Genomic DNA, 17,652 nt, shown 5'->3' with positions numbered 1-17,652 from the left:
AACGCTTCATGTACGACCCGACGCGGCTCGCCGCGCTGGTGGCGGTCGCCGAGACCGGATCGATCACGCGGGCCGCCGCCCACCTCGGCTACACCGCGCCCGCCCTCTCCCAGCAGCTGGCCAAGCTGGAGCGAGAGGCCGGGGCGACGCTGCTGGTGCGCCACCATCGCGGGGCGCGGCTGACGGCCGCCGGTGAGCTGCTGGCGGGGCGGGCCCGGCGGGTCCTGGACGAGCTGGACCAGGCGCGGCACGAGCTGGCGCAGCTGGCCGGGCTGTCGGGCGGCAGGCTGCGTGTGGGGACGTTCACGACGGCCGGGGTCCATCTGCTGCCGCCGGTCCTGAGCGCGTTCCGGCGGGCCCATCCGGAGGTCGAGCTGGCCGTCACCGAGTACGAGCCGCCGGGCGGGATCGCGGCGGTCACCGCGGGCGAGGTGGACCTGGCGCTGACCCACACCTACGAACCGGCGGTGGCCGACCCGCCGCCGCCGGGCGTCACCGTGGAACCCCTGCTGGTGGAGGAGCTGGTGCTGGCGACCGCGGTCGGGCACCGGCTCTCCGAAGGGTCAGGCCGGCTGCCGGTCGCCGAGCTGGCGGGCCGGCCGCTGATCAGCAGCGCTCCGGCGCATCCGCCCCGGCGCGGGGTGGAGAGCGCGCTGGCGGCGGCGGGCGCCACCCCGGCGGTGGTGTGCGAGTCGCCGGGCTACGCGCTGGTGTGCGCGCTGGTCAGCGCGGGGCTCGGCGTGGCGGTGGTGCCGGAGATGGTCGCGTCGCTGTCGGCCACGCCGTTGGCCGTACGGCGGCTGGAGCCCGCGGAGTTCCGCCGGACGATCTCCGTGGTGCACCGCGGCGACCGGGCGACCGCCGCGGCGGCGACGCTGCTCGCCCTGTTGCGGAGCGGGTTCGGGCGGGCGGCGGCCTCCTGAATCCCGCCGCCCCTCCCGGCCCTGTGGTCAGCCCTGGACCGGCACCGCCCAGGGCAGCGCGATCCAGACCGTCTTGCCGCCCTCGGCCGTCGGGACGACCGTGAGCCGTCCCCCGTACTCCTTGGCCAGCGACCGGATGATCACCATGCCGCGTCCGTTGTCCTGCCGCACGGCGGCAGGCAGCCGCTGGGGCCACCGGGGGTGACTGTCCGTCACCCCGAGGCGCAGCTCCTCGTCGCGTTCGAGGCGCAGATCGACGGTGAAGGTGGGCGACTGGCCGAAGGTGTGCTGAACGGAGTTGGTGGCCAGCTCGCTGATGATCAGCCGGATGGTGTCGGCCAGCTCCGTGTCCTCGGAGAGGCCCCATTCGGCCAAGGTCCTGGCCACGAATCTGCGGGCCGAGGAGACCGAAACCGGATCGCTCGGCAGGGTGACGGTTGCTTCCTGATGGTCTGCCATGGCGACGCCGTCCCTTTCGCGCCCCGGCCGACCGGAAGTCGGCCAGGATGGTGCTTCGCGCCAGACTGCCACTGTTGAAGCTCGCTGTAACGACGTTCGACCAAGATATGCATATATCTGTCGCTCGAAGCGGTGAATTCGGGTCCCGCACAACCTGGACGAAGGGCACACTGGCCCCCTTGCGGGGCCGAACCGTGCGGTGCGTGTCGGCCCCGTCCCGTTCCGTACCGCACAGCGCAAGGAGAACCGGATGCTGCACGGCCCCGTCGTCCGACGGCGGAAGCTCGGCGAGGAGTTACGGAGTCTGCGGCACGCCTCCGGACTGACCAGCCGGGACGCGGCGCACCTTCTCGGCTGGCACCAGTCGAAGGTGAGCCGCATCGAGACCGGCGCCAGCGGGGTCAGCCCCGAGGACGTGACGCGTCTGCTCGACGTCTACGCGGTGCGCGACGGGCAGCTGCGCGCCCTGCTCGAAGTGCTCGCCGGGTCGGCGGGCGGTGGCGGCTCGGGGTGGTGGCACGCCTACCGGGGCCTGATCCCGCCCCAGTACCGCGACTTCATCAGCCTGGAGTCCCAGGCCAGTACGGTGCGGACCCTGGAGACCTCGGTGGTGCCGGGGCTGCTCCAGACGGCCGGTTACGCGCGGGCGGTGACCCGCGCCTCGCTCGACGGCCTGCCGGCGGACCGCCTGGACTCCCTGGTCGAGGTGCGGCTGACCCGTCAGAGGGTGCTGCGCGCGAAGCCGCCGCTGCGGTTCACGGCCGTACTGGACGAGGCGGTGCTGCGCCGGGAGGTGGGCGGGCCCGAGGTGATGCGGGACCAGCTGCACCACCTGACGCAGGTGGCCCAACTCCCGCATGTGGACCTCCAGTTGCTCCCGTTCTCCGTCGGCGGGTATGTCGGACTCACCTCTCCTTTCGTCATCTTCTCCTTTCCGAACATTTCTGATCTGGATGTGGTCGTTCTCGACCACTTGACGAGTAGCCTCTATCTGGAGCGGAAAGAAGACCTTGAGGCGTACAGCTCGGCCTTCCGCACTCTGCAGGCACACGCACTGACGCCGGACGGATCGCTGGACCTCATCGACGCGATCCGCTGCGGCTTGCGCTAGCACGATGATCCGCTGAACCGACAGGACGTCCGACTCTGCCCGAGGGGGGCACCATGTCCGACCGTCTCGCACCGCGCCCGTCGTCACACAGCCCTGAACCACTGCTGTGGCACCGCAGCAGCCGCTCCACCGGCATGAACAACTGTGTGGAGACCGCGCGGCTCGGCGGCCCGGGGTCCGGTGGCGCGGACTCCGGCGGCGCGCTCCTCGCCGTACGCGACTCCAAGGACGTGGACCGGCCGCCGCTGTGCTTCTCCGCGACGGCCTGGACCACCTTCGTGGCCGGACTGGACGGGCAGCAGGTCAGCTGAGCGGAACCAGGGCCTCCCGGGGAGCGGTGGCGACGATCGTGGCCACCGCTCCTCCGATCTCCTCCTCGGTGAGGTCCGCCCGTGCGGTCAGCCGCAGCCGGGAGATGCCGTCCGGAACCGACGGCGGCCGGAAGCACCCGACCGCGACCCCGGCCGACCGGCAGTCGGCGGCCCACGTCACCGCCGCGTCGGCGGAGGGGGCCCGCACGGAGACGACCGCCGCATCCGGGCGGACCGCCGTCAGCCCGGCGGCGGTGAGCCGCTCGTACAGCGTGGTGGCGACCTCCCGGGCCCTGGCCGCCCGTTCCGGTTCCCGGCGCAGCAGCCGGAGCGCGCCGAGCGCGCCGCCCGCCGCCGCCGGGGCGAGGCCGGTGTCGAAGATGAACGTACGGGCCGTGTTGACCAGGTGGTCGATGACCCGGGCCGGTCCGAGGACCGCGCCGCCCTGGCTGCCCAGGGACTTGGAGAGGGTGAGCGTGGCGACGGTCCCCTCGCCGCCCGCCAGTCCCGCCGCGGCGAGCGCGCCGCGTCCGCCGTCGCCGAGCACACCGAGGCCATGGGCGTCGTCCACGACGAGCGCGGCGTTCGCGGCGCGGCAGACCTCGGCCAGGGCGGCCAGGGGTGCCGCGTCCCCGTCGACCGAGAAGACCGAGTCGGTGACGGCGAGCGCCCGCCCCTCGTGAGCCTGGAACGCCTTGGCGACCGCGTCCGGATCGGCGTGCGGGACAACCGAGGTCTCCGCCCGGGAGAGCCGGCAGCCGTCCACGATCGAGGCGTGGTTGCCGGCGTCGGAGACGATGAGCGAGCCGCGCCCGGTCAGTGCCGTGAGGGCCGCCAGATTGGCCGCGTAGCCGGAGGAGAGGACGAGGGCCGCTTCGAAGCCGCAGAAGTCGGCGAGTTCCCGTTCGAGTTCGGTGTGGAGCGCGGTGGTGCCGGTGACCAGCCGGGATCCTGTCGCGCCCGCGCCCCAGCGGTGGGCGGCGGCAGCGGCGGCGGCGGTGACCTCCGGGTGCCGGGTGAGGCCCAGGTAGTCGTTGCTCGCGAGGTCGAGGAGCTCGGCTTGAGGACTCCTCGGGCGCAGGGCCCGGACCAGTCCGGCGGCGGCCCGGCGGCGGGCCTCGTCGTCGATCCAGTCGAACGGGGAGGAGAGCGGGGCGGAAGCCGGGGTGGAGAGCGGGGCGAAGGACATGGGACGGTCCCCTTTGTAGGCAGCTCACAGACCCTAGCGGGGGGCGCAGCAGGTCAGGGTGTGGCAATACACACACCCTCACCCACGTCTCCTGTCTGGTTCCTCCTTGGCTGGAGGCGGTGCCGTAAGCCAGGATCATCTTTCATGGACCTGCTGAACACGCTGGTGGACAAGGGGCTGCGGCGCGAACTGCCGACCCGCGAAGAAGCGCTCGCCGTGCTGGCGACCTCCGACGACGACCTGCTCGACGTGGTGGCCGCGGCCGGCAAGGTACGCCGCCAGTGGTTCGGGCGGCGCGTCAAACTCAACTACCTGGTCAACCTGAAGTCCGGGCTCTGCCCCGAGGACTGCTCGTACTGCTCGCAGCGGCTCGGTTCCAAGGCCGGGATCCTCAAGTACACCTGGCTGAAGCCGGACGAGGCGTCCAAGGCGGCCGCCGCCGGGGTCGCGGGCGGGGCCAAGCGGGTCTGCCTGGTGGCGAGCGGGCGCGGGCCGACGGACCGGGACGTCGACCGGGTCACCAAGACCATCGAGGCCATCAAGGAACAGAACGAGGGCGTCGAGGTCTGCGCCTGTCTCGGTCTGCTCTCCGACGGACAGGCCGACCGGCTGCGTTCGGCGGGCGCCGACGCGTACAACCACAACCTCAACACGTCCGAGGAGACGTACGGGGCGATCACCACCACCCACACGTACGCGGACCGGGTGGAGACCGTCCAGCAGGCCCAGGCGGCCGGGCTCTCGGCGTGTTCCGGGCTGATCGCCGGGATGGGCGAGAGCGACAAGGACCTGGTCGACGTCGTCTTCGCGCTGCGGGACCTGGACCCGGACTCGGTGCCGGTGAACTTCCTGATTCCGTTCGAGGGCACGCCGCTGGCCAAGGAGTGGAACCTCACCCCGCAGCGCTGCCTGCGCATCCTCGCCATGGTCCGCTTCGTCTGCCCGGACGTCGAGGTCCGGCTGGCGGGCGGGCGCGAGGTGCATCTGCGCTCGATGCAGCCGCTGGCGCTGCACCTGGTGAACTCGATCTTCCTCGGTGACTACCTGACCAGCGAGGGCCAGGCGGGCCAGGCCGACCTGGACATGATCGCGGACGCAGGTTTCGAGGTGGAGGGCCAGGGCACGACGACGCTTCCGCGCCACCGGGCCGACGCGCTGAGCGGGGGCGGTTGCGGTTCGCAGGGCGCCCCGGAGGCAGCCGGTGCCACCGGTTGCGGTTCGCACGGCGGCGGCGGGGGCTGTGGTTCGCACGAAGCGTCCGGCGGCGGCTGCGGGCCGTGCGGTGGCCATGGCGAGCCGACGCCCGTCGATGCAGGGGAGAGCGTCCCGGCCGGGGCGGCGCGGACGGATCTGGTCGCGGTCCGCCGGCGCGGTGCGGGGACGGATCTCGCGCCCAATGCCTGAGCCGTACGACCCCGAACTCGGCGGGCCCGCCGAGCCGAAACCGTACGCCTCGGAAATCGGCGGGTCTTCCGAGCCGAAACCGTACGCTCCCGACGAACTGCGGGCGCTGGACCGTGCGCACGTCTGGCACCCCTACGGTCCGATGCCCGGCCGGCAGGAGCCGCTGATCGTGGAGTCGGCGTCCGGCGTACGGCTCCGGCTCGCCGAACCCGTCGAGGGGCAGCGGGAGTTGGTGGACGGCATGTCGTCCTGGTGGTCGGCGGTGCACGGCTACAACCACCCGGTCCTCAACGAGGCCGCGCGCGGCCAGCTGGACCGGATGAGCCATGTGATGTTCGGCGGGCTCACCCACGAGCCCGCCGTCCGGCTGGCGACCCGGCTGGTCGAGATCACCCCTGAGCCGCTCCAGCACGTCTTCCTGGCCGACTCCGGGTCCGTCTCGGTCGAGGTCGCGGTCAAGATGTGCCTCCAGTACTGGCGTTCGGCCGGGCGCCCGGAGAAGCGCCGGCTGCTGACCTGGCGCGGCGGCTACCACGGCGACACCTGGCAGCCGATGTCGGTGTGCGACCCGGAGGGCGGGATGCACGAGCTGTGGTCGGGGGCGCTGCCCCGGCAGGTCTTCGCCGACGCCCCGCCGGACGGTTTCGATGCCGAGCCGGACCCCGCCTACGTGGCCCGTCTGCGGGAGCTGATCGCCGCCCACGCCGACGAGGTGGCGGCGGTCATCGTGGAGCCGGTGGTGCAGGGCGCGGGCGGGATGCGGTTCCACTCCCCCGCCTATCTGCGGGTGCTGCGGGAGGCGTGCGACGAGCTGGACGTCCTGCTGGTGTTCGACGAGATCGCGACGGGTTTCGGACGGACGGGGAAGCTGTTCGCCGCCGGGCACGCCGGTGTCTCGCCGGATGTGATGTGTGTGGGCAAGGCGCTGACCGGCGGTTACCTGACGATGGCGGCGACGCTGTGCACCTCGCGGGTGGCCGAGGGGATCTCGCGCGGCGAGGTGCCGGTGCTGGCGCACGGCCCGACGTTCATGGGCAATCCGCTGGCCGCCTCGATCGCCTCGGCCTCGGTGGACCTGCTGCTCGGCCAGGACTGGGAGGGCGAGGTCGCGCGGATCGGCGCGGGGCTGCGCTCCGGTCTGGCGGCCGCGTCGGACCTCCCCGGCGTCGTGGACGTACGCGTCCTGGGGGCGATCGGGGTCGTCCAGCTCGACCACGAGGTGGACATGGCGGCGGCGACGCGGGCGGCCGTGCGCGAGGGCGTGTGGCTGCGGCCCTTCCGCGATCTGGTGTACACGATGCCGCCGTACGTCACCGGGGACGACGACGTGCAACGGATCTGCCGGGCCGTGTGTGCCGCGGCTCGGGAGGGCTGAGATGACGATTCTCGTGGTGACCGGTACGGGCACGGAGATCGGCAAGACGGTGGTGACCGCCGCCGTGGCGGCCGCCGCGCGGGGGCGCCGGGTCGCGGTGCTGAAGCCCGCGCAGACCGGGCTCGCGCCCGGGGAGCCGGGGGACGCGGCGGAGGTGGCGCGGCTCGCGGGCGGCCATGTGACGCCGGTCGAACTGGCCCGGTTCCCCGAGCCATTGGCCCCGGCCACGGCCGCGCGGCGGGCGGGAATGGCTCCGGTGCGGCCGCACGAGGTGGCCGAGGCGGCGGAGAAACTGGCCACCGAGCACGACCTGGTGCTGGTGGAAGGGGCGGGCGGGCTGCTCGTCCGGTTCGACGACGAGGGCGGCACGCTCGCGGACGCGGCGCGCCTGCTGTCCGCCCCCGTCCTGGTGGTGGCGCCCGCGGGCCTCGGCACGCTGAACGCCACGGCCCTGACGGCCGAGGCGCTGCGGGCGCGGGGGCTGGAGTGCCTGGGCGTCGTCGTGGGCAGCATGCCGGACCGGCCGGATCTGGCCTCCCGGTGCAACATCGAGGACCTGCCGGTGGCGGCCGGCGCCCCGCTGCTGGGAGCCGTGCCGGCCGGGGCGGGGGCGCTGGCGGGCGCCGACTTCGCGGCGAGGGCGGCCGGTTGGCTGGCGCCGGAGCTCGGGGGGACGTGGACCGTGCCGTCGCTGTGAGGCGGGGGGCTGCCTCGGTGCCGTACGGACATGGTCTGCCTCGGTGCCGTACGGACGTGCCCGGCCTCGGTCCCGTACGGACATGCCTGTACCGGTCCGTACGGGGGAGAATCGGTGAGGAGAGCCGTACCGTACGTCCTCCTCTCCCTCCCGGAGGTCCGTCATGCAGCTGCGCAGCAGGAAGCTCCCGCGGGACGCCGTGCACCACCCGGTCTTCGCCCGCTTCTACGCCCGGATGAGTGTGACGGCCGACCTCAAGGGCGGCGTCGCCGCGTACCGCGAGGAGCTGCTGGCGGGACTCTCCGGCCGCGTCATCGAGATCGGTGCGGGCAACGGGCTGAACTTCGCCCACTACCCGGGGGCCGTCTCGGAGGTCGTGGCGCTGGAGCCCGAGCGCTCGCTGCGGCAGCTCGCAGTCCGCTCCGGGCTGCGCGCCGAGGTGCCGGTGGACGTGGTGCCGGGGGCGGCCGAGGCGTTGCCGGTCAAGAGCGAGGCGTTCGACGCGGCGGTGGCCTCACTGGTGCTGTGCACCGTACGGGACCTGCCGAAGGCGCTCGCCGAGATCAGGCGGGTCTTGCGCCCGGGCGGTGAACTGCGGTTCTTCGAACACGGACTGGCAGAGGGGAGAGCGTTGGCGGCCGCGCAGCGCACGGCGGACCGGACGGTGTGGCCCCTCCTCTTCGGCGGCTGTCACACGGCGCGGGATCCGCTGGCCGCGATCGAGGCGGCGGGCTTCGAGCTGGGGACGTACCGCAGGCTGCGGATCCCGGAGAAGGGGCCGCAATTCCCCTCGTCCCCCTGTGTCCTGGGCGTGGCCCGCAAGCCGTTCACCTCGGAGCCTCCGGACTGAGGGCGCTCGGTGTGCCTCACACGCTCCACTGGCGCAGCTCGTCCGCGATGGCTCGCACGTCCGCCTTGCCCTGCTTCACCAGGAGGGCCAGATCGCGCACCTGCTCGGGCGAGGTGATGACCTTCAGCCCGGAGGCGACCAGATAGCCGTATGCGACGGCCGAGGCGAACATCGCGTTGGAGCGTTCGAGGGCGGGCACGTGCAGCAGCAGTTGCAACAGGGCTGCCGCCCGCGTGTGCGGGTCGCTGTAGACGGCGCTGCCGAAGATCTCCGCCTCGTGGCGGGCGACCGCGGCGACGAGCGCGCCCCAGTCGACGACCTGCGGGTCACCGGGCGTCTTGTGCTCGGCGACCATGAGCAGCCAGGAGAGGTCGATCCGCAGGTTCAACGGGTGCCTTCGCGCTCCGGGCCGAACTCTTCGGCGAAGACCGACTCGTACTGCTTCATGAAGTCGGCGGCGGCCTCGACGAAGGTGTGTCCCACCTCGCCGGCGTCCTGTTTGACGAGCTCCTCTATGTAGCGGTTCACGCTCATCCCCCTCTGGAGCGCGCGCTGCCGCGCGGCCTCGGCGGTGGCCTCGTCCACTCGAACGTTCAGCTGAGTCTTGGGCACCCTTCCAAGCTAGCGCGGGCGCGCTAGCACCGGCAAGGGGAGGCCCGGGAAAGCGATCGACTTCCGTGCCGGGCGGGTGGTGGGATGGCCGCCATGGACGATCTTTCGATACGGTCCGCGACCGCGGCCGATCTGGACACGGTGCTCGCGTTCTGGAAGGTGTCCGCGGAGGGCACCAGCATCAGCGACGACGGCGACGGGGTCGCGCGTCTGGTGGAACGGGACCCGGATGCCTTGATCCTCGCGGAGCGGGACGGAACGCTGGTGGGCACGGTGATCGCGGGCTTCGACGGCTGGCGCTGCCATCTCTACCGGCTCGCGGTCCATCCGGAGCAGCGCCGCAGGGGCGTGGGCGGCGCGCTTCTCGCGGCGGCGGAGGAGCGCTTCGCGGATCTCGGCGGACGCCGCTCCGACGCGATGGTGCTGGACCGCAACGACCTGGCGCACCACGCCTGGCGGGCGGCGGGGTACGGGCCGCAGCCGCAGTGGAGCCGCTGGGTCAAGCACCTCACGGAGTGACGCGGTAGGGCGGGGTGCGGCTGGGCAGACGCTCTACGATGAGCCCTTCTTCCGTCCCCCACCTGCATCTGCCGAAAGGTGTGAGCGTCCGCCCATGGGCGAGCCTCCCCGTAGCCGCAGCCGCCGACATCGCGCGATCCTTCTGCCCCTGCCCGATCATGGGACGGAGGTGAACCGATGACCGAAGTGCTTCTGCTGCTCGTCGCCCTTCTGCTCTGTGTCGCGTGCGGCGCCTTCGTGGCGGCGGAGTTCTCGCTGACCACGGTGGAGCGCGGCGAGCTGGAGCGGGCCGTCGAGCGGGGTGACCGGGGTGCGTCGAGCGCCCTGAAGGCCGTACGCAGCCTGACCTTCCAGCTCTCCGGCGCGCAGCTCGGGATCACCGTCACCAATCTGGTGATCGGCATGCTCTCCGAGCCGTCGATCGCCAAGCTGATCCGCAGCCCGGTGGAGGCCGCCGGGCTGCCTCCGGCCGCGGCGTCCACGCTGGCCCTCGTCATCGGTACGGCGCTGTCCACGGTGGTCCTGATGGTGGTCGGCGAACTGGTGCCGAAGAACTGGGCGATCTCCTCGCCGCTGTCGGTGGCCAGGGCGGTCGCCACCCCGCAGCGGGTGTTCACCGCGGTGTTCCGGCCCTTCATCAGCCACCTCAACAACACGGCCAACCGGATCGTGCGCCGCTTCGGTCTGGAGCCGACCGAGGAGCTGGCCTCCGCCCGCAGCCCGCAGGAGCTGGTGGCGCTGGCGCGGCACTCCGCGAAGGAGGGGGCGCTGGAGGCGGACACCGCCGAACTCTTCGTACGGACCCTGAATCTGGCGGAGCTGACCGCGGAGAACGTGATGACCCCTCGGGTCCAGGTGACCGCGCTGGAGGTGCGGGCGACGGCCGAGGACGTGGCCAACGCGACCCGTGCCACCGGTCTCTCCCGCTTCCCCGTCTACCGGGGCAGTCTGGACACCGTGGTCGGCGTGGCCCACATCAAGGACGTGCTGGCGGTCCCGGCCGACGAGCGCCCCCGTAAGCGGGTCTCGGAGATGCTGCGTGAACCCCTCCTCGTACCGGAGACGCTCACCGTCGACCGGCTGCTGGACCAGCTGTCCGGCAAGCTTGCCATGGCGGTGGTGATCGACGAGTACGGCGGTACGGCGGGGGTCGTGACGTTGGAGGACATCGTGGAGGAGGTCGTCGGCGAGGTCCGCGACGAGCACGATCCGCACGAGACGCCCGACCTGGCGGCCGCCGGTGAGGACGCCGACGGCCGCACCCTGTGGTCGGCCGACGGGGCGGCCCGCACCGACCAGCTGGGCCGGATCGGGCTGCGGGTGCCCGACGGGCCCTACGAGACGCTGGCCGGGCTGATCGCCGCCGAGCTCGGACGGATCCCGACGGTGGACGACACCGTCGAGCTGGCGGGGTGGCGGATCGACGTGGTGGACGCCACGGGCCGCCGGGCCGCGCGGGCGCTGCTGCACGCGCCGCCGCCCGGTGCCGAGGAGCGGACGGAGGAGGAGGGCCGGTGATCGTCCTTCAGCTCTTCATCGGTCTGCTGACCCTGGTGCTCAACGCCTTCTTCGTGGGCGCGGAGTTCGCCCTGATCTCCGTACGCCGCAGCCAGATCGAGCCTCAGGCCGAGGCCGGCGACAAGCGGGCCCGCAGTGTCATCTGGGGGCTGGAGCACGTCTCGGCGCTGCTGGCCGCCGCCCAGCTCGGCATCACGCTCTGCACCCTGGTGCTGGGCATCGTGGCCGAGCCGGCCATCGCCCATCTGCTGGAGCCGGTCTTCGACGCGGTGGGGGTGCCGCACGGGCTGGTGCACCCGCTCTCGTTCGCGATCGCGCTGAGCGTGGCGACGTATCTGCACATGCTGCTGGGCGAGATGGTGCCGAAGAACATCGCGCTGGCCGAACCGGCGCGCAGCGCGCTGCTCCTGGGTCCGCCGCTGGTCGCGGTGGCGCGTGCGCTGCGTCCGGTGATCTTCGCGATCAACGCGTTCGCCAACGCCCTGCTCAAGCTCCTGCGGGTGGAGACGAAGGACGAGGTGTCCGCGACGTTCTCGGACGACGAACTGGCCCGGCTGGTGAAGGACGCCGGGGACGCGGGGCTGGTCGACGACCGCTCGGCGGAGCGGCTGCACCACGCCCTGGAGCTGGGTCGGCGTCCGGTACGGGATGTGGTCATGCCGGTGGACCGGGTGCTGTACACCCGGGTCGGCACCACCCCCGAGGACCTGGAGCGGCTCTCGCACGTGTCCGGGTTCTCCCGCTTCCCGGTGATGGACGGCGAGGGCCGCATCCTGGGCTACCTCCATGTGAAGGACGCCCTGGACGCAACGCCCCGGGACGCGCCGTTCCCGGTGACCGCTCTGCGGCCGATCGCCCGGGTCCGCGCGTCGACCCCGCTGGACGACGTGCTGACCGCGCTGCGGCGTAGCCGGACCCATCTCGCGGTGGTCCTCGACGACGGGGACCGGCTGGTCGGCATGGTCACGCTGGAGGACGTCCTGCGCGAGCTGGTCGGCCGGACGCAGTCCCGCTGAACGCCGGGCCGGCGACTCGCGTGCCCTCCATGTGACGGCTCCCGTTCCCGCTACGTGACGGCTCCCGTACCGGCCGGACGGTACGGGAGTCGTACGCGATAGAATCGCCGGGCCATGGAATTGAATGCCTCCTACACCAGCTTCGTCGCGGTCGGCGACTCCTTCACCGAGGGCATGTCGGACCTGCTCCCCGACGGCACCTACCGGGGCTGGGCCGATGTCCTGGCCTCCCGGCTCGCGGCCCGGTCCCCCGGCTTCCGGTACGCCAACTTCGCCGTACGCGGAAAGCTCATCAGCCAGATCGTCGACGAGCAGGTGGGCGCGGCGGCGGCGATGCAGGCCGATGTGGTGACCCTCGTGGGCGGGCTGAACGACACGCTGCGCCCGAAGTGCGACATGGGCATGGTCAGGGGGCGGCTGGAAGAGGCCGTGGAGCGGCTGGCCCCGTCCTGCAAGCAGCTGGTGCTGATGCGCAGCCCCGGGCGCAACGGCCCGGTGTTCGACCGGTTCCGTCCTCGGATGGAGGCGCTGTTCGCCCTGATCGACGACCTGGCGGGCCGGCACGGAGCCGCGGTGGTCGACCTCTACTCCGCGCGCTCGCTCAGCGACCCGCGCGTGTGGGACGCCGACCGGCTGCACCTCGCCGCCGAAGGGCACCGGCGGGTGGCGGAAGCGGTCTGGCAGACGCTGGGGCTCCCGCCCGAGCTCGACTGGCAGGCCCCGGTCCCCGCATCACTGCCGCCGCGCTGGGCGAACCGGCGGGCCGACGACATCCGCTTTGCCCGCCGCCACCTGGGTCCCTGGATCGGCCGTCGGCTCACCGGCCGGTCCTCCGGCGACGGCCGGTGGGGCGCCCAGTTCGACCCGGGGACGGCATCGGGCTTCTGGATCACGCCCGCGGACGCCGAGGCCCCGGGCCCGGTGACGGGCTGGCGCCGGACCTCGCCCGAGGAGGGCGCGCGTCCCCCGCGTCCTCGTGACCGGCCCTCGTAACGGGTCTTCGTAGCGAGTCCTCGTAGCCGGTCTTTGTAGCCGGTCTTCGTAGCCGGTCTTCGTAGCAAGCCACAAAGAGGCCCGCGGCGCTGGCCTGCAGAAACCGACAGTAGAATCTGTTCACGTGACTGCTGTGTCTGCGAAGCCTCGCATCCCCAATGTCCTGGCCGGCCGCTACGCCTCCACGGAGCTGGCCGTCCTCTGGTCCCCCGAGCAGAAGGTGAAGCTGGAGCGTCAGCTGTGGCTGGCGGTGCTGCGCGCTCAGAAGGACCTCGGGATCGAGGTGCCGGACGAAGCGCTGGCCGATTACGAGCGTGTGCTCGACCAGGTCGATCTGGCGTCGATCGCCGAGCGCGAGAAGATCACCCGGCATGACGTGAAGGCCCGGATCGAGGAGTTCAACGCTCTCGCGGGTCATGAGCAGGTCCACAAGGGCATGACCTCCCGGGATCTGACGGAGAACGTCGAGCAGCTGCAGATCCGCCTCTCGTTGGAGCTGATGCGCGACCGCACCGTGGCCGTGCTGGCCCGGCTCGGCAAGCTCGCGGCGGAGTACCGCGAGCTCGTGATCGCCGGCCGTTCGCACAATGTCGCCGCGCAGGCGACGACGCTCGGCAAGCGCTTCGCGACAGCGGCCGACGAGCTGCTGGTGGCCTACGGCCGGCTGGAGGACCTCCTCTCCCGTTACCCGCTGCGCGGGATCAAGGGCCCGGTCGGTACGGCGCAGGACATGCTGGACCTCCTGGGCGGTGACGCGGACAAGCTCGCCGACCTGGAACAGCGCATCGCCGGACACCTCGGTTTCGCCGAGGCGTTCACCTCGGTCGGCCAGGTCTACCCCCGCTCCCTCGACTACGACGTGGTGACCGCCCTGGTGCAGCTCGCCGCGGCGCCCTCGTCGGTGGCGAAGACCATCCGGCTGATGGCCGGCCACGAGCTGGTGACGGAGGGCTTCAAGCCCGGCCAGGTCGGCTCGTCCGCGATGCCGCACAAGATGAACACGCGCTCCTGCGAGCGGGTCAACGGCCTGATGGTGATCCTGCGGGGCTACGCCTCGATGACGGGTGAGCTGACGGGTGACCAGTGGAACGAGGGCGACGTGTCCTGTTCTGTGGTCCGCCGGGTGGCGCTGCCCGACGCCTTCTTCGCGTTCGACGGTCTGCTGGAGACCTTCCTGACGGTGCTGGACGAGTTCGGCGCGTTCCCCGCCGTCGTCGCTCGTGAACTGGACCGTTACCTTCCCTTCCTGGCGACGACCAAGGTCCTCATGGGCGCCGTGCGGGCCGGAGTGGGCCGCGAGGTGGCCCACGAGGCGATCAAGGAGAACGCGGTCGCCTCCGCACTGGCGATGCGGGAGCAGGGTGCCGAGCGCAACGAGCTGCTCGACAAGCTGGCCGCCGACGAGCGCATCCCGCTGGACCGGGCGGAGCTGGACGCCCTGATGGCGGACAAGCTCTCGTTCACGGGCGCGGCGGGCGACCAGGTGACGGTGCTGGTGTCCCGGATCGAGGAGATCACCAAGCAGCACCCCCAGGCCGCGGCGTACGCCCCCGGCTCGATCCTCTGACCGGCGCCGCGTTCACCGTATGACCCCCGAGGAGCTTCGCGCCGCCCGCAACCGCATCGTCCCCGATGTGGCCGCGGGCGGTCTGCGCGTGCTCTTCTGCGGGATCAATCCGAGCTTGATGACCGCTGCCACGGGTCATCACTTCGCCCACCCCGGCAACCGGTTCTGGCCGGTCCTCCACCGTTCGGGCTTCACACCGCGGCAGCTGCTGCCCTCGGAGCAGTCCGAACTTCTGCCCCTCGGTCTCGGCATCACCAATGTGGTGGCCCGGGCGACGGCTCGTGCGGACGAGCTCGGGGCGGAGGAGTTCCGGGAGGGCGGGGCAGCGCTGACCGAGAGGGTCGAGCGGCTCGCGCCGGCGTGGCTCGCGGTCGTCGGCATCACCGCCTACCGCACGGCCTTCGGGGAGCCCCGCGCACGGATCGGTCGGCAGGAGCGCACGATCGGTGGTGCCCACGTGTGGGCTCTGCCCAACCCCAGCGGCCTCAACGCCCATTGGACGATCGACACGATGGCCGAGGAGTACGCCCGCCTCCGTGCGGCCGTCCCGGCATCAGCACCGGACTCCCCCGGCTGACAGCCTCACCGACCGCCGGCCCCCTCCGTCCGTATCAGGGCGGGTCGATGACCGTCACCAGCACCGTCACCTCGCAGCCCGGCCCCTCCTCTTCCAGAACCAGCCCGATCGCGACCCACCGCTCCTCCACCCGCCACAGTCGGACGAACTCACATCCGGCCACCGGGTCCGCCCAGGGGTCCGATATCACTTCGCCCGCAAGCATCCGCTCCTGGGCGCTCCACAGGCTCATCACCTGAGGTTCGCCCCAGCGGGCGGTGAGGAGCGTGAGCAGCGCGTCGTGCTCCGCCAGGCATTGGGCCCGGTGCTCCGGGCCGGCCGGTTCGTCGTCCCATGGTTCATGGCCGGTGCGCAGGAATGCCGTGTGATAGCCGGGTCCGCTGACTCCCGAGACCGACGGGGTGCGCTCCCGGGGGAAGTCCCCGGTGCACATCCCGTCGATGAGGCGGAGATGGTGTGCGGTCGTCATGACGTCAGTAAACCGTCCGGCACTGACAGGCGATGCCCTGCCCCCGGGCTCAGGCGTCGCGCCGGCGCACGGCCCACCAGCCCGCCAGGAGCGCGGCCGCCGCCCAGGCCGCTGTCACGGCCAGTCCCGACCATGGCCCCAGGCTGCCCTCCGGATTCTGGTGGAGCACCAACTGCCCGGCACGGTCCGGAAGATACTGCGCCACCGCGGTGGCTATGTCGGTGAAGACGAAGGGGACGATCAGGAGGAAGGGTATGAGGAGGCTGAGCACCGCGACCGCGCTACGCAGGAGCGCCGTGAGCCCCGCCGCGAACAGCGCCATCAGCGCGAGGTAGATCCCTCCCCCGACAGCCGCACGCCGGGGTGTCCGAGGCCGATCGCGTGCTCCCCCAGGAAGAGCTGGCCGACCAGGAACGCGGTGAAGCTGGTCACCAGCCCGACCACGAGCGCCGACCCGCCGATGGCCGTCATCTTCGCGGCGTAGAAAAGGGAGCGGCGGGGCACCGCGGCGAGCGATATGCGCAGGGCGCCGCCGAGGAACTCCGAGGAGACCGCCGCCGCACCGAACGCGATGGCCGCGATCTGTCCGAAGTTCAGTGCGTAGAAGGCGTCGAAGACCGGTTCGGCTCCTGCCCGCTCCGCCTGTTCCTGACCGACGGTCCCGAGGGCGAGGACGGTGACCGTGAGCGTGGTCGCGAGGACGGCCACCAGGGAGCCGTAGAGCGACCGTACCGATCTGATCTTGATCCACTCGGAGTGGAGTACTGCCGTCGGTGTCATGGTCGCGCCTCCTGGCGGATGCTGGTGGTCGATGCGGCGAAGGGCGTGTCGTCCGAGGTGAGGTCGAGGTAGGCCTGTTCCAATGTGGCCCGTTCGTCGGCCAGTTCGAGGAGGGGGATGCCCTCGTCGGCGGCGAGCGTGCCGATCGCCTCCGCCGTGACACCGTCGATCACCCAGCGGCCGTCCTCGGTCTGTGCGGCGGTCAGTCCCCTGGTGGCCAGCGCCGATCGGAGCCTGTCCTGTTCGGTCGTGCGCAGGTGGACACGGGGGCGGCTGCGGGAGTCGAGGAACTCCCGCATGGGCAGGTCGGCGAGGAGGCGGCCCCGGCCGAGCACCACCAGGTGGTCGGCGAAGGAGGCGGTCTCGTTCATGAGGTGGCTGGAGACCAGGACCGTCCGGCCCTCGCGGGTCTCCGTCCGGGTGACCATCGCGGTGGACGACGGGCGGTTGGAGCTGGAGGTGGCCAACCCGCTTTCGGGGGCGGCCGGTCTGCCGGGGAGCGGCAGTGGCCTGCGGGGCATTCGGGAGCGGGCCGCGCTGCTGGGCGGGAAGGCGCGTACGGAGTCGCGGGAGGACGAGTGGAGGGTGAGCGTGAGCCTCCCGCTGGACGGCATACGCTGGTCGGATGCCGTTCACCGTTCTTCTGGTCGATGACGAACCGCTCGTCCGGGCCGGCCTGCGTGCCGTGCTGGAGGCTCAGCCCGACATCGAGGTGGTGGGTGAGGCGGCGGACGGTGCCGCGGTGATCCCTCTCGTGAACCGGCTGCGTCCCGATGTGGTGGCCATGGACGTGCGGATGCCGCTGATGGACGGCATCGAGGCGACCCGGCTGGTCCTGCGGACCGTGCCGGACCCGCCGAAGATCCTGGTCGTCACGACGTTCGAGAACGACGAGTACGTCTACGAGGCGCTGCGGGCCGGGGCCGACGGCTTCCTGCTCAAGCGCGCGAGGCCCGCGGAGATCGTGCACGCCGTGCGTCTGGTGGCCGAGGGGGAGTCGCTGCTGTTCCCCGCCGCGGTCCGGCAGCTCGCGGCCGAGTACGGCACGAACGAGGCGCGGGCGGCCCTGGAGAGGGCCGCGCTCACCGACCGGGAGGAGGAAGTGCTCCGGTTGGTGGCCCGGGGTCTGTCGAACGCGGAGATCGCCGCCGGGCTGACCGTCGGGATCGAGACGGTGAAGTCCCATGTCAGTTCGATTCTCGGGAAGTTGGGTGCCCGGGACCGTACGCAGGCGGTCATCGCGGCGTACGAGTCCGGTTTTGTGGCTCCGAGCTGACGCAGG

General features: G+C 72.0%; 19 protein-coding genes and 3 pseudogenes. 15 read left to right on the top strand and 7 right to left on the bottom strand.

Going from position 1 to position 17,652, the window contains the following annotated elements:
• The first annotated feature begins 8 nt into the window (after positions 1-8).
• Entirely contained in the window at positions 9-923 is a 915-nt protein-coding gene (locus R2B67_RS32300; protein ID WP_317823067.1) for a LysR family transcriptional regulator, read from the top strand.
• Positions 924-950: 27 nt separating this feature from the next.
• Here R2B67_RS32300 and R2B67_RS32295 read toward each other — a convergent pair whose 3' ends face one another.
• A complete protein-coding gene (locus tag R2B67_RS32295) occupies positions 951-1,382 on the bottom strand; it encodes an ATP-binding protein (protein ID WP_317823063.1) in 432 nt (143 codons plus the stop codon).
• Positions 1,383-1,632: 250 nt separating this feature from the next.
• On the opposite strand from R2B67_RS32295, the gene R2B67_RS32290 reads away from it, so the two are divergent.
• Both R2B67_RS32290 and R2B67_RS32285 read left to right on the top strand, forming a co-directional pair.
• Positions 1,633-2,493, top strand: coding sequence for a helix-turn-helix domain-containing protein (locus tag R2B67_RS32290; RefSeq protein ID WP_317823058.1), 861 nt, complete (start codon positions 1,633-1,635; stop codon positions 2,491-2,493).
• Between the two features lie 53 nt (positions 2,494-2,546).
• The gene (locus R2B67_RS32285; RefSeq protein WP_317823053.1) at positions 2,547-2,804 is read left to right on the top strand and encodes a DUF397 domain-containing protein; all 258 of its coding nucleotides are present in this window, start codon (positions 2,547-2,549) and stop codon (positions 2,802-2,804) included.
• Here R2B67_RS32285 and R2B67_RS32280 read toward each other — a convergent pair.
• The gene (locus tag R2B67_RS32280; RefSeq protein WP_317823052.1) at positions 2,797-3,993 is read right to left on the bottom strand and encodes an 8-amino-7-oxononanoate synthase; all 1,197 of its coding nucleotides are present in this window, start codon (positions 3,991-3,993) and stop codon (positions 2,797-2,799) included. The genes R2B67_RS32285 and R2B67_RS32280 overlap by 8 nt on opposite strands.
• 144 nt (positions 3,994-4,137) lie before the next feature.
• On the opposite strand from R2B67_RS32280, the gene bioB reads away from it, so the two are divergent.
• From bioB to R2B67_RS32260, 4 genes are all read left to right on the top strand, one after another.
• Entirely contained in the window at positions 4,138-5,397 is a 1,260-nt protein-coding gene (bioB, locus tag R2B67_RS32275; protein ID WP_018516081.1) for a biotin synthase BioB, read from the top strand.
• The gene (locus R2B67_RS32270; protein WP_317823050.1) at positions 5,390-6,772 is read left to right on the top strand and encodes an adenosylmethionine--8-amino-7-oxononanoate transaminase; all 1,383 of its coding nucleotides are present in this window, start codon (positions 5,390-5,392) and stop codon (positions 6,770-6,772) included. The genes bioB and R2B67_RS32270 overlap by 8 nt, the downstream gene beginning before the upstream one ends.
• A 1-nt stretch (position 6,773) precedes the next feature.
• Positions 6,774-7,469: a dethiobiotin synthase gene (gene bioD, locus R2B67_RS32265; protein WP_317823049.1), complete on the top strand. Its 696-nt coding sequence runs from the start codon at positions 6,774-6,776 to the stop codon at positions 7,467-7,469.
• 163 nt (positions 7,470-7,632) lie between these two features.
• The gene (locus R2B67_RS32260; RefSeq protein WP_317823047.1) at positions 7,633-8,319 is read left to right on the top strand and encodes a class I SAM-dependent methyltransferase; all 687 of its coding nucleotides are present in this window, start codon (positions 7,633-7,635) and stop codon (positions 8,317-8,319) included.
• A gap of 16 nt (positions 8,320-8,335) precedes the next feature.
• Here R2B67_RS32260 and R2B67_RS32255 read toward each other — a convergent pair whose 3' ends face one another.
• Both R2B67_RS32255 and R2B67_RS32250 read right to left on the bottom strand, forming a co-directional pair.
• A complete protein-coding gene (locus R2B67_RS32255) occupies positions 8,336-8,707 on the bottom strand; it encodes a hypothetical protein (protein WP_018516085.1) in 372 nt (123 codons plus the stop codon).
• Positions 8,704-8,931, bottom strand: a complete 228-nt coding sequence (locus R2B67_RS32250) for a hypothetical protein (protein ID WP_014157595.1) — start codon at positions 8,929-8,931, stop codon at positions 8,704-8,706. Before R2B67_RS32250 ends, R2B67_RS32255 begins: the two co-directional genes overlap by 4 nt.
• An 84-nt stretch (positions 8,932-9,015) precedes the next feature.
• Here R2B67_RS32250 and R2B67_RS32245 point away from each other — a divergent pair, with 84 nt between their 5' ends.
• The 6 genes from R2B67_RS32245 to mug all read left to right on the top strand — a co-directional run bounded on the left by R2B67_RS32245 (position 9,016) and on the right by mug (position 15,121).
• Complete coding sequence (locus R2B67_RS32245; protein WP_317823042.1) at positions 9,016-9,450, top strand: GNAT family N-acetyltransferase; 435 nt, start codon at positions 9,016-9,018, stop codon at positions 9,448-9,450.
• A 177-nt stretch (positions 9,451-9,627) separates the two neighbouring features.
• The gene (locus R2B67_RS32240; RefSeq protein ID WP_317823041.1) at positions 9,628-10,968 is read left to right on the top strand and encodes a hemolysin family protein; all 1,341 of its coding nucleotides are present in this window, start codon (positions 9,628-9,630) and stop codon (positions 10,966-10,968) included.
• Complete coding sequence (locus tag R2B67_RS32235; protein WP_317823040.1) at positions 10,965-11,984, top strand: hemolysin family protein; 1,020 nt, start codon at positions 10,965-10,967, stop codon at positions 11,982-11,984. Before R2B67_RS32240 ends, R2B67_RS32235 begins: the two co-directional genes overlap by 4 nt.
• Positions 11,985-12,098: 114 nt before the next feature.
• Positions 12,099-12,977, top strand: coding sequence for an SGNH/GDSL hydrolase family protein (locus tag R2B67_RS32230; protein ID WP_317823039.1), 879 nt, complete (start codon positions 12,099-12,101; stop codon positions 12,975-12,977).
• A gap of 124 nt (positions 12,978-13,101) precedes the next feature.
• Positions 13,102-14,544 (top strand): adenylosuccinate lyase, encoded by a 1,443-nt coding sequence (purB, locus tag R2B67_RS32225; protein ID WP_317823037.1) that lies wholly within the window; start codon positions 13,102-13,104, stop codon positions 14,542-14,544.
• Between the two features lie 19 nt (positions 14,545-14,563).
• Entirely contained in the window at positions 14,564-15,121 is a 558-nt protein-coding gene (gene mug / locus R2B67_RS32220) for a G/U mismatch-specific DNA glycosylase (protein WP_317823035.1), read from the top strand.
• A gap of 34 nt (positions 15,122-15,155) precedes the next feature.
• On the opposite strand, the gene R2B67_RS32215 is transcribed toward mug, so the two are convergent.
• The 3 genes and pseudogenes from R2B67_RS32215 to R2B67_RS32205 form a co-directional block, all read right to left on the bottom strand.
• The gene (locus R2B67_RS32215) at positions 15,156-15,590 is read right to left on the bottom strand and encodes a hypothetical protein (RefSeq protein ID WP_317823033.1); all 435 of its coding nucleotides are present in this window, start codon (positions 15,588-15,590) and stop codon (positions 15,156-15,158) included.
• 49 nt (positions 15,591-15,639) lie between these two features.
• Positions 15,640-16,370, bottom strand: a pseudogene (locus tag R2B67_RS32210) (ABC transporter permease).
• Positions 16,367-16,777, bottom strand: a pseudogene (locus R2B67_RS32205) (ABC transporter ATP-binding protein); the annotation flags it as partial. The pseudogenes R2B67_RS32205 and R2B67_RS32210, both read right to left, overlap by 4 nt.
• 1 nt (position 16,778) lies before the next feature.
• On the opposite strand from R2B67_RS32205, the pseudogene R2B67_RS32200 reads away from it, so the two are divergent.
• Together R2B67_RS32200 and R2B67_RS32195 are read left to right on the top strand one after the other, a co-directional pair.
• Positions 16,779-17,024, top strand: a pseudogene (locus R2B67_RS32200) (two-component sensor histidine kinase); the annotation flags it as partial.
• A complete protein-coding gene (locus R2B67_RS32195; protein ID WP_237324794.1) occupies positions 16,996-17,646 on the top strand; it encodes a response regulator transcription factor in 651 nt (216 codons plus the stop codon). The pseudogene R2B67_RS32200 and the gene R2B67_RS32195, both read left to right, overlap by 29 nt.
• The last annotated feature ends 6 nt before the right edge of the window (positions 17,647-17,652 follow it).

This window comes from Streptomyces cyaneofuscatus, assembly GCF_033109485.1.
Taxonomy (GTDB): Bacteria; Actinomycetota; Actinomycetes; order Streptomycetales; family Streptomycetaceae; genus Streptomyces; species Streptomyces cyaneofuscatus.
This window is presented reverse-complemented; position numbering and strand designations above follow the sequence as displayed.

What these genes read in the sequence shown, in the direction of transcription:
- R2B67_RS32300 (WP_317823067.1), top strand. Translation starts at nt 9, where the DNA reads ATGTACGACCCGACGCGGCTCGCCGCGCTGGTGGCGGTCGCCGAGACC.
- R2B67_RS32295 (WP_317823063.1), bottom strand. Translation starts at nt 1,382, where the DNA reads ATGGCAGACCATCAGGAAGCAACCGTCACCCTGCCGAGCGATCCGGTT.
- R2B67_RS32290 (WP_317823058.1), top strand. Translation starts at nt 1,633, where the DNA reads ATGCTGCACGGCCCCGTCGTCCGACGGCGGAAGCTCGGCGAGGAGTTA.
- R2B67_RS32285 (WP_317823053.1), top strand. Translation starts at nt 2,547, where the DNA reads ATGTCCGACCGTCTCGCACCGCGCCCGTCGTCACACAGCCCTGAACCA.
- R2B67_RS32280 (WP_317823052.1), bottom strand. Translation starts at nt 3,993, where the DNA reads ATGTCCTTCGCCCCGCTCTCCACCCCGGCTTCCGCCCCGCTCTCCTCC.
- bioB (WP_018516081.1), top strand. Translation starts at nt 4,138, where the DNA reads ATGGACCTGCTGAACACGCTGGTGGACAAGGGGCTGCGGCGCGAACTG.
- R2B67_RS32270 (WP_317823050.1), top strand. Translation starts at nt 5,390, where the DNA reads ATGCCTGAGCCGTACGACCCCGAACTCGGCGGGCCCGCCGAGCCGAAA.
- bioD (WP_317823049.1), top strand. Translation starts at nt 6,774, where the DNA reads ATGACGATTCTCGTGGTGACCGGTACGGGCACGGAGATCGGCAAGACG.
- R2B67_RS32260 (WP_317823047.1), top strand. Translation starts at nt 7,633, where the DNA reads ATGCAGCTGCGCAGCAGGAAGCTCCCGCGGGACGCCGTGCACCACCCG.
- R2B67_RS32245 (WP_317823042.1), top strand. Translation starts at nt 9,016, where the DNA reads ATGGCCGCCATGGACGATCTTTCGATACGGTCCGCGACCGCGGCCGAT.
- R2B67_RS32240 (WP_317823041.1), top strand. Translation starts at nt 9,628, where the DNA reads ATGACCGAAGTGCTTCTGCTGCTCGTCGCCCTTCTGCTCTGTGTCGCG.
- R2B67_RS32230 (WP_317823039.1), top strand. Translation starts at nt 12,099, where the DNA reads ATGGAATTGAATGCCTCCTACACCAGCTTCGTCGCGGTCGGCGACTCC.
- mug (WP_317823035.1), top strand. Translation starts at nt 14,564, where the DNA reads ATGACCCCCGAGGAGCTTCGCGCCGCCCGCAACCGCATCGTCCCCGAT.
- R2B67_RS32215 (WP_317823033.1), bottom strand. Translation starts at nt 15,590, where the DNA reads ATGACGACCGCACACCATCTCCGCCTCATCGACGGGATGTGCACCGGG.
- R2B67_RS32195 (WP_237324794.1), top strand. Translation starts at nt 16,996, where the DNA reads ATGCCGTTCACCGTTCTTCTGGTCGATGACGAACCGCTCGTCCGGGCC.